This is a genomic window from Pseudomonas sp. D2002, assembly GCF_013385735.1.
Lineage (GTDB): Bacteria > Pseudomonadota > Gammaproteobacteria > Pseudomonadales > Pseudomonadaceae > Aquipseudomonas.
On sequence record NZ_JACAPL010000023.1, the window covers coordinates 35,832 to 50,738 of the forward strand.

The 14,907-nt window shown below is 60.0% G+C and carries 13 protein-coding genes; all 13 read left to right on the forward strand.

The features are described from left to right. Window positions 1-11: 11 nt before the first annotated feature. The 13 genes from HX783_RS27640 (at window position 12) to fliG (ending at window position 14,903) form a co-directional block, all read left to right on the forward strand. Window positions 12-1,595, forward strand: a complete 1,584-nt coding sequence (locus HX783_RS27640; protein ID WP_177018987.1) for a flagellar hook-associated protein 3 — start codon at window positions 12-14, stop codon at window positions 1,593-1,595. Between the two features lie 277 nt (window positions 1,596-1,872). Then, window positions 1,873-2,802, forward strand: coding sequence for a ketoacyl-ACP synthase III (locus HX783_RS27645; RefSeq protein WP_177018988.1), 930 nt, complete (start codon window positions 1,873-1,875; stop codon window positions 2,800-2,802). 267 nt (window positions 2,803-3,069) lie between these two features. Further along, entirely contained in the window at window positions 3,070-4,515 is a 1,446-nt protein-coding gene (locus HX783_RS27650; RefSeq protein ID WP_177018989.1) for a flagellin, read from the forward strand. Window positions 4,516-4,590: 75 nt separating this feature from the next. After that, window positions 4,591-4,950, forward strand: a complete 360-nt coding sequence (locus tag HX783_RS27655; protein WP_106576448.1) for a flagellar protein FlaG — start codon at window positions 4,591-4,593, stop codon at window positions 4,948-4,950. Window positions 4,951-5,029: 79 nt separating this feature from the next. Continuing rightward, window positions 5,030-6,433, forward strand: a complete 1,404-nt coding sequence (fliD, locus tag HX783_RS27660) for a flagellar filament capping protein FliD (protein WP_177018990.1) — start codon at window positions 5,030-5,032, stop codon at window positions 6,431-6,433. Window positions 6,434-6,574: 141 nt separating this feature from the next. Next, on the forward strand, window positions 6,575-6,964 hold the full coding sequence (fliS, locus tag HX783_RS27665; protein WP_104994430.1) for a flagellar export chaperone FliS: 390 nt from the start codon (window positions 6,575-6,577) through the stop codon (window positions 6,962-6,964). A 24-nt stretch (window positions 6,965-6,988) separates the two neighbouring features. Then, window positions 6,989-7,285 (forward strand): flagellar protein FliT, encoded by a 297-nt coding sequence (locus HX783_RS27670; RefSeq protein WP_177018991.1) that lies wholly within the window; start codon window positions 6,989-6,991, stop codon window positions 7,283-7,285. 170 nt (window positions 7,286-7,455) lie between these two features. Beyond that, window positions 7,456-8,931, forward strand: a complete 1,476-nt coding sequence (locus HX783_RS27675) for a sigma-54 dependent transcriptional regulator (RefSeq protein ID WP_159958628.1) — start codon at window positions 7,456-7,458, stop codon at window positions 8,929-8,931. A 110-nt stretch (window positions 8,932-9,041) separates the two neighbouring features. Next, window positions 9,042-10,253 (forward strand): PAS domain-containing sensor histidine kinase, encoded by a 1,212-nt coding sequence (locus HX783_RS27680; RefSeq protein WP_159961584.1) that lies wholly within the window; start codon window positions 9,042-9,044, stop codon window positions 10,251-10,253. A 7-nt stretch (window positions 10,254-10,260) separates the two neighbouring features. After that, complete coding sequence (locus HX783_RS27685) at window positions 10,261-11,640, forward strand: sigma-54 dependent transcriptional regulator (RefSeq protein ID WP_177018992.1); 1,380 nt, start codon at window positions 10,261-10,263, stop codon at window positions 11,638-11,640. Between the two features lie 132 nt (window positions 11,641-11,772). Beyond that, on the forward strand, window positions 11,773-12,102 hold the full coding sequence (gene fliE, locus HX783_RS27690) for a flagellar hook-basal body complex protein FliE (protein WP_016972029.1): 330 nt from the start codon (window positions 11,773-11,775) through the stop codon (window positions 12,100-12,102). A gap of 16 nt (window positions 12,103-12,118) precedes the next feature. Next, the gene (gene fliF, locus HX783_RS27695; protein WP_177018993.1) at window positions 12,119-13,894 is read left to right on the forward strand and encodes a flagellar basal-body MS-ring/collar protein FliF; all 1,776 of its coding nucleotides are present in this window, start codon (window positions 12,119-12,121) and stop codon (window positions 13,892-13,894) included. Beyond that, window positions 13,887-14,903 (forward strand): flagellar motor switch protein FliG, encoded by a 1,017-nt coding sequence (gene fliG, locus HX783_RS27700; RefSeq protein ID WP_053257308.1) that lies wholly within the window; start codon window positions 13,887-13,889, stop codon window positions 14,901-14,903. The genes fliF and fliG overlap by 8 nt, the downstream gene beginning before the upstream one ends. Window positions 14,904-14,907: the final 4 nt, after the last annotated feature.

Below are 14,907 nucleotides of genomic sequence, written 5' to 3' on the forward strand. Positions count from 1 at the left end.
AGTCTGGAACGATGCGTATCTCTACACAGCAGTATTTCGACACCAGCTCCAGCAAGTATCAGGATAACTATTCCGGTGTGGTGAAGGCCCAGGACCAGGCGAGCTCCGGTGTGCGCGTGCAAACCGCCGCCGATGATCCCGTGGCCGCCGCCCAATTGCTGATGCTGCAACAGCAGAAAGACATGCTGGGGCAATACAACGGCAACATCACCAGCCTGCAAAACTCGCTGACCAACGAAGAAAGCGTGCTCGGCAGCATCAACACCGCGCTGCAAACCGCCCAGGGCCTGGCGTTGCAGGCCGGTAACCTCAAGCTCAGCAATGATGACCGCCAGGCGATTGCCGCCCAGGTCGGCGCGCTCGAGGATCAGGTGTTGGGCTTGCTCAACACCAAGGACTCCAGCGGCAACTACATGTTCTCCGGCGCCAAGACCGATACGCCGCCTTACAGCCGCAACAACGATGGCACCTACACCTACCAGGGTGATGAGACGCCGCTGAGCCTGCAAGTGTCGAGCAACCTGACCATCGCTGCGGGCGACACCGGCAAGACGCTGCTGGAGAGTTCTTCCAACACCGGTCGCACCCAGGCCACGATTTTGCCGCCGGCGGTCAATGACGGCAAAGTCGCGATCTCCGCGGGCCTGGTTACCAACGGCACGGCGTACACCAAGAACTTTGCCGATGGCCAGCCGTACAAGGTGACGTTCGCCAGCAGCACTCAATACAGCGTGACCGACAAGGACGGTAACGACATTACCGCCGAGATCACCGGTAACGGCACGTTTGATTCCACCAAGGAAGGTGCGCACAGCATCAACCTGCGCGGGGTCAAGTTCGATATCAGCCTGAACCTGGGTTCGAATGTGGCCTCGGGCCCGGACTCTGATGCGTTGGTGGCGGGCAAGGCGTTTACCCTGGAAAGCAAGCCGGACACCTTCAGCAGTTCGCGTACGGCGAGTAATGCATCCACCGCGCAGTTGACCGGTGGCCGGGTCACGGATCAGGCGGCCTACACCAGCACCTTTCCCAACTCGGGTGCGATTATCAAGTTCACCAGCGGCAATGCTTACGAGGTGTACGCCCAGCCGTACACGGCCAACAGCAAGTCGATAGCCACCGGCACCATGGCCACGGGCGCGACGTCGATCACTGCCGCCGGCGTGACTTTTGATGTGAGTGGCACGCCGGGTGCCGGTGACCAGTTTGCCGTCGGCGCCACCAGCAACAAAAACATGAACGCCCTGGACACCCTCGGCCAGTTGCGCAAGGCGCTGGAAACCCCGGCCGATGGCGACCCGGTGGCGATGAACAAGCTCAAGGATGTGCTCAACACCACCATCGGCAACCTGGGCAACGCCACGGCGCAAATCGACCAGGTACGCGGTTCGATTGGTGCACGCCAGAACGCCCTGGATATTCAGGGCCAGGAAAACACCAGCCTGGGCTTGGCCAACACCTCCACCATGTCGTCGCTGGCCAACGTCGACATGGGCCAGGCCGCCATCGACCTGACGCTGCAGCAGACCATGCTGCAAGCCTCGCAGCTGGCGTTTGTGAAAATCTCTCAGTTGAGCCTGTTCAGCCGCATGTAATCATCGGCAGAACAGACGGCCCACCCTGGCAACAGGGTGGGCCGTTGTCATTTCTGGCGCCGGGAATGTTGCAGGGTTTTGCACAAAGCGCACAAAATTGAGTGACCTGTGAGTCATAAAGCGCATCTTCACTGTATCGTGTGAAAAGGATAAGTCGACTGCGGGTCTTTGCGCAGCGGCTTTCAGCGATATTTTTACGGGGTTATCCCCTTTATTGTCAGCACTCCCGACGTCGTTCGAGGGGTGTTATCCAGCTATTTAGTATTGGGAAGCCACAATGATTGGCATAAAAAGCATCGCCAGTTACGTGCCGGCAGACGGGGTCGATAACTACGCCCAGGGCGCCAAATTCGCCAAGGATGAAGATTTCATCATCGGCAAGATCGGTTCGGCGTTCCTGCCGCGCAAGGATGCTGCGCAGGAAACCTCCGACCTGTGTGTCGAGGCGGTGAATGCCTTGTTTGCTGCTAACCCGCAACTGTCGCGCGAGTCCATCGATGCGGTCATCGTTGTGACCCAGAACGGCGACGAAGAGGGCTTGCCCCACACGGCCGCCATCGTTCAGGACAAATTGGGCTTGCCGACCCACGTGGCCGCCTTTGATATCTCCCTGGGCTGCTCCGGTTACGTCTACGGCATCTATGCGATGAAAGGCTTCATGGAAGCCACCGGCCTGAAAAACGGCCTGCTGATCACCGCCGACCCGTATTCGAAGATTGTCGACCCGGAAGACCGCAACACCACCATGCTGTTCGGCGATGCCGCCACCGCGACGTGGATGGGCGAAGACGCCCCGTGGCTGCTGGGCAAGTCGAAGTTCGGCACCGACGGTTCCGGCGCGCCGCACTTGAAGGTCAGCGACGGTGTGTTTTTCATGAATGGCCGCCAGGTCTTCAACTTCGCCCTGCTCAAAGTGCCGGCGCATTTGCACGAGCTGCTCAATGAGTCTGAGCTTAAGGCTGACGAGATTGATGCGTTCTGCATTCACCAGGGCAGTGCGGCGATTGTCGACGCCGTGGCGCGACGGTTTGAAGACGCCCCGGTAGAGAAATTCATCAAGGACATGGTCGAGACGGGCAATACCGTGTCCTCGAGCATTCCGCTGCTGCTGGAAAAGCACATGATGGACGGCGACTGGAAGCGTGTTGCGATCAGTGGCTTTGGTGTGGGTTTGTCGTGGGGTTCGGCAATTCTCTATCGTCCGTGACCTGCTGATAGCGCCGTACACAAAAACGCCCAGGCTTGAAAAAGCCTGGGCGTTTTTTATTTGGCGCCAGAAAACCCAGCAAATGCGAGGCTTTGGGCTATCGTAAATGCTTGAATTACAAAGGGTGGCCACGTGCTAGTAAAAAAAATCAAAAAAGTCCTCAAGAGACCTGCATTCACGACGATAACTATTACGAAGGTTCTCTAGGCCACACCCGGCGGTTGCCAGGGCCGGAAGCCGCAGTACACCACCCACGAGGATTTCGTCATGGCTTTAACAGTAAACACTAACCTTGCTTCGTTGACCGTTCAGAACAACCTGAACAAGGCTTCCGGCGCCCTGCAAACTTCCATGCAGCGTCTGTCCTCCGGCCTGCGTATCAACAGCGCCAAAGACGATGCGGCCGGCCTGCAAATCTCCAACCGTCTGACCAGCCAGATCAACGGCCTGGGCGTTGCGATCAAAAACGCCAACGACGGCAGCTCGATTGCTCAGACCGCTGAAGGCGCAATGCAGCAGTCCACCAACATCCTGCAAAGCATGCGTACCCTGGCTCTGCAATCCGCCAACGGCTCGCCAAGCGCTGAAGACCGTAAGTCGAACCAGGCTCAATACGCAGCTCTGACCGCTGAATTGACCCGTATCGCTACCACCACTACTTTCGGTGGCAAGAACCTGCTGGACGGTTCTTTCGGTACTACTTCGTTCCAGGTCGGCGCCAACGCCAACCAGACCATCGACATGAGCATCGGTAACGTTGCAGCCAACAACATTGGTTCGCAGCAGCTGAAGAGCCAAGGCGTTGCTCCAAGCGCAACTGGCGTTGCCGGCGGCGCAATCGCTGTAACCGGTGGCGGCCAGTCGAAAAACCTGACCATCGCTGCCGGCGCTTCCGCCAAGCAGATCGCTGCTCAAATGAACGGCGCTGTAGGCGGCCTGGCTGCTACTGCCAGCACCGTTGCCCAGTTCACTGTTGACTCCGCTGCCATTGCTGGTGCAACCCCTGCCAGCGCCAACTTCACCCTGGCAGTCGGCGGCGGTACCGCTGTGCAGTTCACTGGCGTGACCAGCACTTCCGACCTGGCTGACCAACTGAAGTCCAACGCTGCCAAGCTGGGCATCACCGTTAACTACGATTCGACCACTCAAGCGCTGTCGGTCAAGTCTGACACCGGTGAGAACCTGACCTTCAACGCTGGCGATCCAGGCGCTGTTGCCGGTATCAAAGTGGCTACCCAAGACGGTACTGGCACCTTCGGTACTGCCGTTGCTCTGGCTAACACCGCGATCATCGCTACTGGTGCAGTTTCCCTGAACTCCTCCAGCAGCTACTCGCTGAGCGGCGCCGGTGTGACTGGTCTGTTCGCAGCTACTGGTACTGCTGCCAACTCCACCAAAACCACCGTTAACAACACCGACATCACCACTGCTGCCAACGCACAGAACTCGATCGACGTGATCACTCAAGCGATCTCCGACATCGACTCCCAGCGTGCCGGTCTGGGTGCTGTTCAAAACCGTTTCGACAACACCGTTGCCAACCTGCAGAGCATTGCAGACAACTCCAGCGCCGCTCGCGGTCAGATCCAGGACGTTGACTACGCTGCAGAAACTGCTCAGCTGACCAAGCAACAAACCCTGCAACAGGCTTCCACTGCGATCCTGTCCCAGGCCAACCAACTGCCATCCGCTGTACTGAAGCTGCTTCAGTAATAGCCATCGGTAGATGACTGACGGAAGGGCGCGTTTACGTGCCCTTTTGTCTTTTGCGTGATGAGGAGATTGGACATGGACATGAGCGTCAAGTTGAACCTGTCTTATCCAGCAGCGGCGCCGCAGAGCGCGCCTGCCCCTGTGACAGCCGACCCGCAGAAAACCAAGGTAGACCCCACGGTTGCCACGGGCGAACCCAAGCAAGACTCGAAATCCTCCGACCTTGAACAGGCGGTAACGGATATTCGCAAATTCGTCCAGGCTGCCCAGCGCAACCTGGATTTTTCCATTGATGACTCCACACATCAGGTGGTGGTCAAGGTCATTGCGACCGACAGTGGCGAGGTCATTCGTCAAATCCCTTCGGAAACGGCATTGAAACTCGCACAAAGCCTTCACGACGCCAGCAGTGTGTTGTTTGACGCCAAAGTCTGAGCTGGCATGAATTTTGTTGCTGTAGCTGCTTGAGGCGTCGTCCGTCAATAAAGCGCCAGCCCCGATCAGGAGAAGAGTCATGGGTGATATCACGGTAAGCGGCCCGGTTACGGGGATTAATACCGAGTCGATCGTTACGGCCTTGGTCAACGCTGAACAAGCGCCAAAGCAGTCGCAGATCAACAAGCAGACGCAAACGTCGACTGCCCAGCTGTCCTCGATCGGCAAGATTCAAGCAGCGCTGGATGCCTTCCGCGGGGCCATGGACAATATGGCCAAGGACGCCAGTATCGGCGGCCTGACGGCGACGACGTCGGATTCAAACGTGTCCACCATTACCTTGGGGGCTGGTGCCTCCGCAGGCAACTATTTGCTGGTGGTCAACCAGTTGGCGACCTCCTCGAAGGTTGCGACCCAGACGTATGCAAAGGGGCCGAGTACGGTCGTCAATGCCGGTACGACGTCGACGAAACTGGAGATTTCCCAGTCTGGGCAGAGTTATGGGGTCACTGTTCCACCGGGCGCGACGTTGCAACAAGTACGTGACTCGATCAACGCGCAATACAGCAGCGTAGGCCTGAGTGCCAACATCCTGACTGACGCCACGGGTTCTCGACTGGTCATGACGTCAACCAATACCGGTGTTGGCACCGACATTACCCTGGGTGGTAACTCCGGCCTGGAAGCGGGGACCTCAGTGGTGACCGAGCCGAAGAATGCGAAGTACACCATTGACGGTACTGCGCAGGAATCCAAGAGCAATACCCTGACTGACGCAATCAGCGGCGTGAGTATCAAGTTGACGGCGCTGTCGCCTCTTCCGTCTGGCGTCACAGATCAGAACAGTCCAAATCGAATCGCCTCGACCATCACGGTCAGTCGCAGCAACGACACCCTGAAAAGCTCGGTAAAGGGCTTTGTCGACACGTACAACGCCTTGATGACGGCGATCAATACTGAAACCAAAATCACCACCAACGCCGATGGTTCGACCACGCCGTCTGCGCTGACCGGCGATGCCACCATGCGCACCCTGCAGTCGTCCCTGCGCGCGCAAATGAACGCACTGGCTGGCACGGGCACGTTGAAGTCCCTGGCGCAATTTGGGGTGAACACTGACTCCGGCACCGGCAAGCTGAGCATTGACGATAAAATATTCGGTGCGGCGATCTTGACCAACCCTACCGACATCGGCGGTATTTTCAACGGCGACAATGGCCTGTTGGCGCGCATGAAAACCGCGACCGACAGCTACGCGCTGAGCAACACCGGTGTTCTCGCCACGCGCTCCTCGACCCTGTCGAACAACCTCAAGGACCTGCAAAACCAGCAGGACACCCTGACCGCGCGCATGGCCGCCCTGAAGACCAGCCTCACCGCTAAATATACGACGATGAACAATCTGGTGGCCCAGCTCACCAGTCAGCGTTCCAGCGTCATGACCACGCTCAACGCGCTGAACAAGTCGTCCTCGGACAGCTGATCCCGATGAAGCCGCCCGGTGGTAAATACCGCCATCGGGCGCCGCCTTCGACCGACTTGGGGGTTAAAGTTTTTTGCGACCCAGTCGACATAATAGTCAGAGCCCATCCAATTTAGCTGTCGCCTGTCACGAGGTAGAAACATGAATCCCATGAGAGCCCTTCGCCAATACCAGAAGGTCAATTCCCATGCCCAAGTCTCCGAAGCCAGCCCGCACCGTCTGGTCCAGATGCTGATGGAAGGCGCGTTGGATCGCATGGCCCAGGCCAAGGGCGCCATGGCTCGTGGTGATATCGCGCAAAAAGGTCTGCTGCTCGGTAAGGCGATCGACATCCTGATCGGCTTGCGTGACGGCCTGAACCCGGAAAAAACCGATGATCCGGCCGCCTTGCAACAGTTGGACAACCTGTACGCCTACATGACCACGCGCCTGCTGGAAGCCAACAGCAAGAACGATGTCACCATGATCGACGAAGTAGCCGGCCTGATGATTACGCTCAAGGAAGGCTGGGACGGTATTGCAACACTGTAGGCCTTTCGGCCTGAGGATGATGTCATGAGCCACGCCCTGCAACGGATTGACGAAACCCGCGAAGCCTTGGTCGACGCCTTGGCGGCACGTAATTGGGACGCTATCGGCGAACTGGATATGGGCTGCCGTGCGGTGATCGACGAGGCGCTCAATAACGCGCCGGTGGACGAGGATGCCCTGCGGGAAAAGCTGGAGAGCTTGTTGGCGGTGTATCAGCAGTTGCTGGAAGTGACGACGGGCGAGCGCCAGGCGATTTTCGAAGAGATGTCGCAGATCAACCGAGCGGAAAACGCGTCAAAGGTTTACCATCTGTTCGGCTGAATGGGCTCAGTTAGTCCGAACGGTGCGTCATATATTTGACTGTGCCAGCATTTTTGACTTAACTAGTGCTGTTTTCAGATTTCAGACGTCTACCAAGGTAAGAAATCTTACAGACGTCTAGATTGCCCTCACTCTGGGGCAGGAAGTTTTACTAGGGAAGTTGCTATTGCATGTGGCGTGAAACCAAAATTCTGCTGATCGATGACGATAGCGTCCGCCGCCGCGACTTGGCGGTGATTTTAAATTTTCTTGGTGAAGAAAATTTACCCTGCGGTAGCCATGATTGGCAGCAGGCGGTCAGCTCTTTGTCGTCGAGCCGTGAAGTCATTTGTGTGCTGATCGGGACGGTAAACGCTCCTGGTGCAGTACTGGGCTTGTTAAAGACACTGTCGACCTGGGATGAGTTCCTTCCGGTACTGCTAATGGGCGATGTTTCTTCTATCGACCTGCCGGAAGACCAACGCCGCCGCGTGCTTTCGACCCTGGAAATGCCGCCCAGCTACAGCAAATTGCTCGACTCCCTGCACCGCGCCCAGGTTTACCGTGAGATGTACGACCAGGCCCGCGAGCGCGGCCGTCATCGCGAACCCAACTTGTTCCGCAGCCTCGTCGGCACCAGCCGTGCGATCCAGCACGTGCGCCAGATGATGCAGCAAGTGGCCGACACCGACGCCAGCGTGCTGATCCTCGGCGAGTCCGGCACCGGCAAGGAAGTGGTCGCACGCAACCTGCACTATCATTCCAAGCGCCGCGACGGGCCATTCGTGCCGGTCAACTGCGGGGCGATCCCGGCAGAGCTGCTTGAAAGCGAATTGTTCGGTCACGAGAAGGGCGCCTTTACCGGGGCGATCACCAGCCGTGCCGGGCGTTTTGAGCTGGCCAACGGCGGCACCCTGTTCCTTGACGAAATCGGCGACATGCCGCTGCCGATGCAGGTCAAGCTGCTGCGCGTACTGCAGGAACGCACCTTCGAACGCGTGGGCAGCAACAAGACCCAGAGCGTCGACGTGCGCATCATCGCGGCCACGCACAAGAACCTCGAAAGCATGATCGAGGTCGGCAGCTTCCGCGAAGACTTGTACTACCGCCTCAATGTATTCCCTATCGAGATGGCCCCGCTGCGTGAGCGCGTGGAAGACATCCCGCTGTTGATGAACGAACTGATTTCGCGCATGGAACACGAAAAGCGCGGCTCGATTCGCTTCAACTCCGCCGCGATCATGTCCCTGTGCCGCCACGGCTGGCCGGGCAACGTCCGCGAGCTGGCCAACCTGGTGGAGCGCATGGCGATCATGCACCCCTACGGGGTGATCGGCGTGGTCGAGCTGCCGAAGAAATTCCGCTATGTCGACGACGAAGACGAGCAACTGGTCGACAGCCTGCGCAGCGACCTGGAAGAGCGCGTGGCCATCAACGGCCATACGCCGGACTTCGGTTCCACCGCCATGCTGCCGCCCGAAGGCCTGGACTTGAAGGACTACCTCGGTAGCCTCGAGCAAGGCCTGATCCAGCAGGCGCTGGACGATGCCAACGGCATTGTCGCGCGCGCCGCCGAACGCTTGCGTATCCGCCGAACCACCCTGGTTGAGAAGATGCGCAAGTACGGCATGAGCCGCCGGGAAGGCGATGAGCAGACAGATGATTGACGCCTGAAATATAAACCGCTGATTAATCAGCGGTTTTTTTTCGGCACGGGTATTGCTACAGCCCTCGCAACGTTCCGTTTAACTGACGGTCAGCCAAGCGAGAGAGCATGATGCCCCACGCCGCCCAACATTCTTCGGCCCCCGACATCCAGGGGCTTCTCCCCTCTGTAGAGCAGCAAAGCCGGCAGGGCCTGGAACAGGCCTTTTCGCTGTTCAACCAGATGTCGAGCCAACTGACTGACTCCTACAGCTTGCTGGAGGCCCGGGTTTCCGAGCTTAAAGGCGAGCTGGCGGTGGTCAGTGCCCAGCGCATGGAAGAGCTGGCCGAGAAAGAGCGCCTGGCCAACCGTCTGCAAAACCTCCTCGACCTGTTGCCCGGTGGCGTGATCGTCATCGATGAGATGGGCCGCGTGCGCGAAGCCAACCCGGCCGCGCGCGACTTGCTCGGCGAGCCGCTTGAAGGCGAACTGTGGCGCCACGTGATTACGCGCTGCTTTGCGCCACGCGAAGACGATGGCCATGAAATCTCCCTCAAGGACGGCCGCCGCCTGTCCATCGCCACCCGTTCCCTCGACGCCGAGCCCGGCCAACTGGTGCTGCTCAACGACCTGACTGAAACCCGTCACCTGCAAGATCAGCTGGCGCGCCATGAGCGCTTGTCGTCGCTGGGGCGGATGGTCGCTTCTTTGGCGCATCAGATCCGTACGCCGCTGTCGGCGGCGCTGATCTACGCCAGTCATTTGACTGATGAGCAATTGCCCGCCGCCACCCACCAGCGATTTGCCGGCCGCCTCAAGGAGCGCCTGCATGAATTGGAGCACCAGGTGCGCGACATGCTGGTGTTTGCCCGCGGCGAATTGCCGCTGACCGATCGCCTCACGCCGGCTGTGCTGATGCAATCGCTGCAGGCGGCAGCGGCGACGCACATTCAAGAGGCCAACGTGCGCTGGCAGTGCGACAGCCATCTCGGCGAGTTGCTGTGCAACCGCGACACGCTGGTCGGCGCCTTGCTCAACCTGATCGAAAACGCCACCCAGGCCAGCGGCCCCGGTGCGCGCCTCAAAGTGCACCTGTACAACCGCGGGCAAACCCTGCGCCTGTGCATCAGCGACAGCGGCAGCGGCATCGACCCGGTGGTGCTGCAGCGCCTGGGCGAACCCTTTTTCACCACCAAAACCAACGGCACGGGCCTGGGCCTGACCGTGGTCAAGGCAGTGGCGCGTGCGCATCAGGGAGAATTGCAACTGCACTCCCGGTTGGGGCGTGGCACCTGTGCATTGATGACCTTGCCGCTGTTTTCCAGCGCGGCAAGCGCGGAGTAAAAGGACTATGGCTATCAAGGTTTTATTGGTTGAAGACGATCGCGCCCTGCGTGAAGCATTGGCTGACACGCTGCTGTTGGCGGGCCATGACTACCGCGCGGTCGGTTCGGCCGAGGACGCCTTGGAGGCCGTTGAGCAAGAGTCCTTCAGCCTGGTGGTCAGCGACGTGAACATGCCCGGCATGGACGGCCACCAGTTGCTCGGCCTGCTGCGCGCACGTCAGCCGCAACTGCCGGTGCTGCTGATGACAGCCCATGGCGCGGTGGAGCGGGCGGTGGACGCCATGCGCCAAGGCGCGGCGGATTACCTGGTCAAGCCGTTCGAGCCCAAAGCCTTGATCGAGCTGGTCGCCCGGCATGCGCTCGGCGTGGTCCCGGCCAGCGACGGCGAAGGCCCGATTGCCTTCGAGCCGGCCAGCGCGCAGTTGCTGGAACTGGCGGCCCGTGTGGCGCGCAGCGATTCCACCGTGCTGATCTCCGGCGAGTCCGGCACCGGTAAAGAAGTGCTGGCACGCTATATCCACCAGCAATCCAGCCGCGCCAAACAACCGTTTATCGCGATCAACTGCGCGGCGATCCCTGACAACATGCTCGAAGCCACGCTGTTCGGCCATGAAAAGGGCTCGTTCACCGGCGCCATCGCCGCCCAGGCGGGCAAGTTCGAACAGGCGGACGGCGGCACCATTCTGCTCGATGAGATCTCGGAAATGCCCCTGGGCCTGCAAGCCAAGTTGCTGCGGGTGCTGCAGGAGCGCGAAGTGGAGCGCGTCGGCGCACGTAAGCCGATCCAGCTGGACATTCGCGTGGTCGCCACCACCAACCGTGATCTCGCGGGCGAAGTGGCGGCGGGGCGTTTCCGTGAAGACTTGTTCTACCGCCTTTCGGTATTCCCGCTGGCCTGGCGCCCACTGCGCGAGCGCCCGGCAGATATCATCCCGCTGGCCGAGCGCCTGCTGAACAACCACGTCAAAAAAATGAAGCACGCCCAGGCGCGGTTGTCGGCCGATGCCCAGGCCTGCCTGATCAGCTACCCATGGCCCGGCAATGTGCGCGAATTGGACAACGCGATCCAGCGCGCGCTGATCTTGCAGCAGGGCGGGCTGATCCAGCCGCAGGACTTTTGCCTGGCCATGGGCACTGGCGCGGCACCGTTGCCGAGCCTGGCGCCGGCGCCTGTGGTGGCGGTCGAAGCCGAATCCGCCGGCGGCTTGGGCGACGACCTGCGTCGCCGCGAATTCCAGATGATCATCGACACCCTGCGTGCCGAGCGCGGCCGCCGCAAAGAAGCGGCCGAGCGCTTGGGGATAAGCCCGCGCACCTTGCGCTACAAGCTGGCGCAGATGCGTGACGCGGGAATGGACGTGGAAGCCTACCTCTTCGCCACCTGAAAAAAGCATTGGGCCGACAGGGTTTGTCGCCTTTTCTTACGAATCGCCACGGAGCTGGCACCCTTGTTGCTACCACCCCTAGTAACCGCTACGTAGTGTCAAAAAATTGCGGGTCGTCGGAGAGAGAAGGTCATGAGCCAGGGTATTGAGTTCAATCGGTTGATGTTGGATATGCGCTCCATGCAAATGGATGCCATGGCTCAACCGAAATCCGTCGCGCCAGCGCCGGAATTGGGCCAAAGCAGTTTTGCCGACATGCTCGGTCAGGCAATCAATAAAGTCAGTGATACCCAGCAAGCCTCGAATCAGTTGGCCACCGCCTTCGAAATCGGCAAAAGCGGCGTAGACCTCACCGACGTGATGGTGGCTTCGCAGAAGGCCAGCGTTTCCTTTCAAGCCTTGACCCAAGTGCGCAACAAGTTGGTCCAGGCTTATCAAGACATCATGCAGATGCCGGTTTAAGGACGAGATTTAAGTCATGGCAGAAGCAGTCGTGGACAACGTACCCGCCAAGGCAGACGGCAAGCCGCCGCTGTTTGGCCTGTCGTTCCTGGAAAACCTCTCCGAAATGACCATGTTGCGTCAGGTGGGCCTGATGGTCGGCCTGGCTGCCAGCGTGGCGATTGGTTTTGCCGTGGTGCTGTGGTCGCAGCAACCTGATTACCGCCCGTTGTACGGCAGCCTGGCCGGCATGGATTCCAAGCAGATCATGGAAACCCTGGCCGCCGCCGACATCGCCTACACCGTAGAGCCTAACTCTGGCGCGCTGCTGGTCAAGGCCGACGACGTGGCCCGTGCGCGGATGAAATTGGCCGCGGCCGGCGTTACGCCGTCCGACAGCAATATCGGTTTTGAAATTCTCGACAAGGACCAGGGCCTGGGCACCAGCCAGTTCATGGAAGCCACGCGCTACCGTCGTGGTCTGGAAGGCGAACTGGCGCGCACCATCTCCAGCTTGAATAACGTCAAGGGCGCCCGTGTGCACCTGGCGATTCCGAAAAGCTCGGTGTTTGTACGTGACGAACGCAAGCCAAGTGCCTCGGTATTGGTCGAACTGTTTTCTGGCCGCTCCCTGGAGCCTGGCCAGGTGCTGGCGATCATTAACCTGGTGGCCACCAGCGTTCCCGAATTGAGCAAGTCGCAAATCACCGTGGTCGACCAGAAGGGCAACCTGCTCTCCGACCTGGCCGAGAACTCCGCGCTGACCCAGGCCGGCAAGCAGTTCGACTACAGCCGCCGCATGGAAAGCATGCTCACCCAGCGTGTGCACAACATTCTGCAACCGGTACTGGGCAACGACCGCTACAAGGCTGAAGTGTCCGCCGACGTGGACTTCAGCGCCGTCGAGTCGACCTCCGAGCAGTTCAACCCGGACCAGCCGGCGCTGCGCAGCGAGCAGTCGACCAGCGAACAACGTACCGCCAGCAATGGCCCGCAAGGTGTGCCGGGTGCCCTGAGCAACCAGCCGCCAGCTCCCGCTTCGGCACCGCAAACCACCGGTGGCGCTGCCGCGACAGCTGGCGCGATTCAGCCTGGCCAGCCACTGTTGGACGCCAACGGCCAGCAGATCATGGACCCGGCCACCGGCCAGCCAATGCTCGCGCCGTACCCGGCCGACAAGCGTAACCAGTCGACCAAGAACTTCGAACTCGACCGTTCCATCAGCCACACCAAGCAGCAACAGGGCAAAATCAATCGCCTGTCGGTGTCGGTGGTGGTCGATGACCAGGTCAAGGTCAATGCCGCTGACGGTGCTGTGACCCGTGCGCCCTGGAGCGCCGATGAATTGGCGCGCTTCACCCGCCTGGTGCAGGACGCCGTCGGTTTCGACGCCAGCCGTGGCGACAGCGTCAGCGTGATCAACATGCCGTTCTCCGCCGAGCGTGGCGAAGTGATCGCCGACCCGTCGTTCTACACGCAGCCGTGGTTCTGGGACATCGTCAAACAAGTGCTGGGTGTGTTGTTCATCCTGGTGCTGGTGTTCGGCGTGCTGCGCCCGGTGCTCAACAACATCACCGGCCACGGCAAGAAGCAGCTGGCCCTGGCTGGCGGCGACGTCGAGTTGGGCGGCATGGGCGGCCTGGACGGCGAACTGGCCAACGACCGCGTCAGCCTCGGCGGCCCACAAAGCATTCTGTTGCCAAGCCCGAGCGAAGGCTACGACGCTCAGTTGAACGCAATCAAGAGTTTGGTGGCAGAAGACCCGGGCCGTGTGGCCCAGGTCGTGAAAGAGTGGATTAACGCAGATGAATGATCGAGCCGCTGTTGCCAAGCTCACCAAAGTCGACAAAGCCGCAGTTCTGCTGCTGTCCCTGGGTGAGACCGACGCCGCACAAGTGCTGCGCCACATGGGCCCCAAAGAGGTTCAACGCGTGGGCGTGGCCATGGCGCAAATGCGCAATGTGCACCGCGAGCAAGTCGAGCAGGTGATGAGCGAGTTCGTCGAGATCGTCGGCGACCAGACCAGCCTGGGCGTCGGCTCCGACAGCTATATCCGCAAGATGCTCACCTCGGCGTTGGGCGAAGACAAGGCCAACGGCCTGATCGACCGCATCCTGCTGGGTGGCAACACCAGCGGCCTCGACAGCCTGAAATGGATGGAGCCGCGTGCCGTTGCCGACGTGATCCGCTACGAGCACCCGCAGATCCAGGCCATCGTCGTCGCCTATCTCGACCCCGACCAGGCCGGTGAAGTGCTCGGCCACTTCGACCATAAAGTGCGCCTGGACATCATCCTGCGCGTATCGTCGCTGAACACCGTGCAGCCGGCCGCCCTGAAAGAACTCAACACGATTCTCGAGAAGCAGTTCTCGGGTAACTCGAACGCCTCGCGTACCACCTTGGGTGGCATCAAGCGCGCGGCCGACATCATGAACTTCCTCGACAGCTCGGTCGAAGGCCAGTTGATGGACTCGATCCGCGAGATCGACGACACCCTGTCCGGCCAGATCGAAGACCTCATGTTCGTGTTCAACAACCTCTCCGATGTCGACGACCGTGGCATCCAGGCGCTGCTGCGCGAGGTGTCTTCCGACGTGTTGGTGCTGGCCCTCAAAGGCTCGGACGAAGGCGTCAAAGAGAAGATCTTCAAGAACATGTCCAAGCGTGCTTCCGAACTGTTGCGCGACGACCTGGAAGCCAAGGGCCCGGTGCGCGTCAGCGACGTGGAAACCGCCCAGAAGGAAATCCTCACCATTGCCCGCCGTATGGCCGAAGCCGGAGAAATCGTTCTCGGCGGGAAGGGCGGCGAAGAAATGATCTAAGGCG

What these genes read in the sequence shown, in the direction of transcription:
- HX783_RS27640 (WP_177018987.1), top strand. Translation starts at nt 12, where the DNA reads ATGCGTATCTCTACACAGCAGTATTTCGACACCAGCTCCAGCAAGTAT.
- fliE (WP_016972029.1), top strand. Translation starts at nt 11,773, where the DNA reads ATGAGCCAGGGTATTGAGTTCAATCGGTTGATGTTGGATATGCGCTCC.
- fliG (WP_053257308.1), top strand. Translation starts at nt 13,887, where the DNA reads ATGAATGATCGAGCCGCTGTTGCCAAGCTCACCAAAGTCGACAAAGCC.
- HX783_RS27685 (WP_177018992.1), top strand. Translation starts at nt 10,261, where the DNA reads ATGGCTATCAAGGTTTTATTGGTTGAAGACGATCGCGCCCTGCGTGAA.
- fliF (WP_177018993.1), top strand. Translation starts at nt 12,119, where the DNA reads ATGGCAGAAGCAGTCGTGGACAACGTACCCGCCAAGGCAGACGGCAAG.
- HX783_RS27675 (WP_159958628.1), top strand. Translation starts at nt 7,456, where the DNA reads ATGTGGCGTGAAACCAAAATTCTGCTGATCGATGACGATAGCGTCCGC.
- HX783_RS27645 (WP_177018988.1), top strand. Translation starts at nt 1,873, where the DNA reads ATGATTGGCATAAAAAGCATCGCCAGTTACGTGCCGGCAGACGGGGTC.
- HX783_RS27680 (WP_159961584.1), top strand. Translation starts at nt 9,042, where the DNA reads ATGCCCCACGCCGCCCAACATTCTTCGGCCCCCGACATCCAGGGGCTT.
- fliS (WP_104994430.1), top strand. Translation starts at nt 6,575, where the DNA reads ATGAATCCCATGAGAGCCCTTCGCCAATACCAGAAGGTCAATTCCCAT.
- HX783_RS27650 (WP_177018989.1), top strand. Translation starts at nt 3,070, where the DNA reads ATGGCTTTAACAGTAAACACTAACCTTGCTTCGTTGACCGTTCAGAAC.
- HX783_RS27670 (WP_177018991.1), top strand. Translation starts at nt 6,989, where the DNA reads ATGAGCCACGCCCTGCAACGGATTGACGAAACCCGCGAAGCCTTGGTC.
- HX783_RS27655 (WP_106576448.1), top strand. Translation starts at nt 4,591, where the DNA reads ATGGACATGAGCGTCAAGTTGAACCTGTCTTATCCAGCAGCGGCGCCG.
- fliD (WP_177018990.1), top strand. Translation starts at nt 5,030, where the DNA reads ATGGGTGATATCACGGTAAGCGGCCCGGTTACGGGGATTAATACCGAG.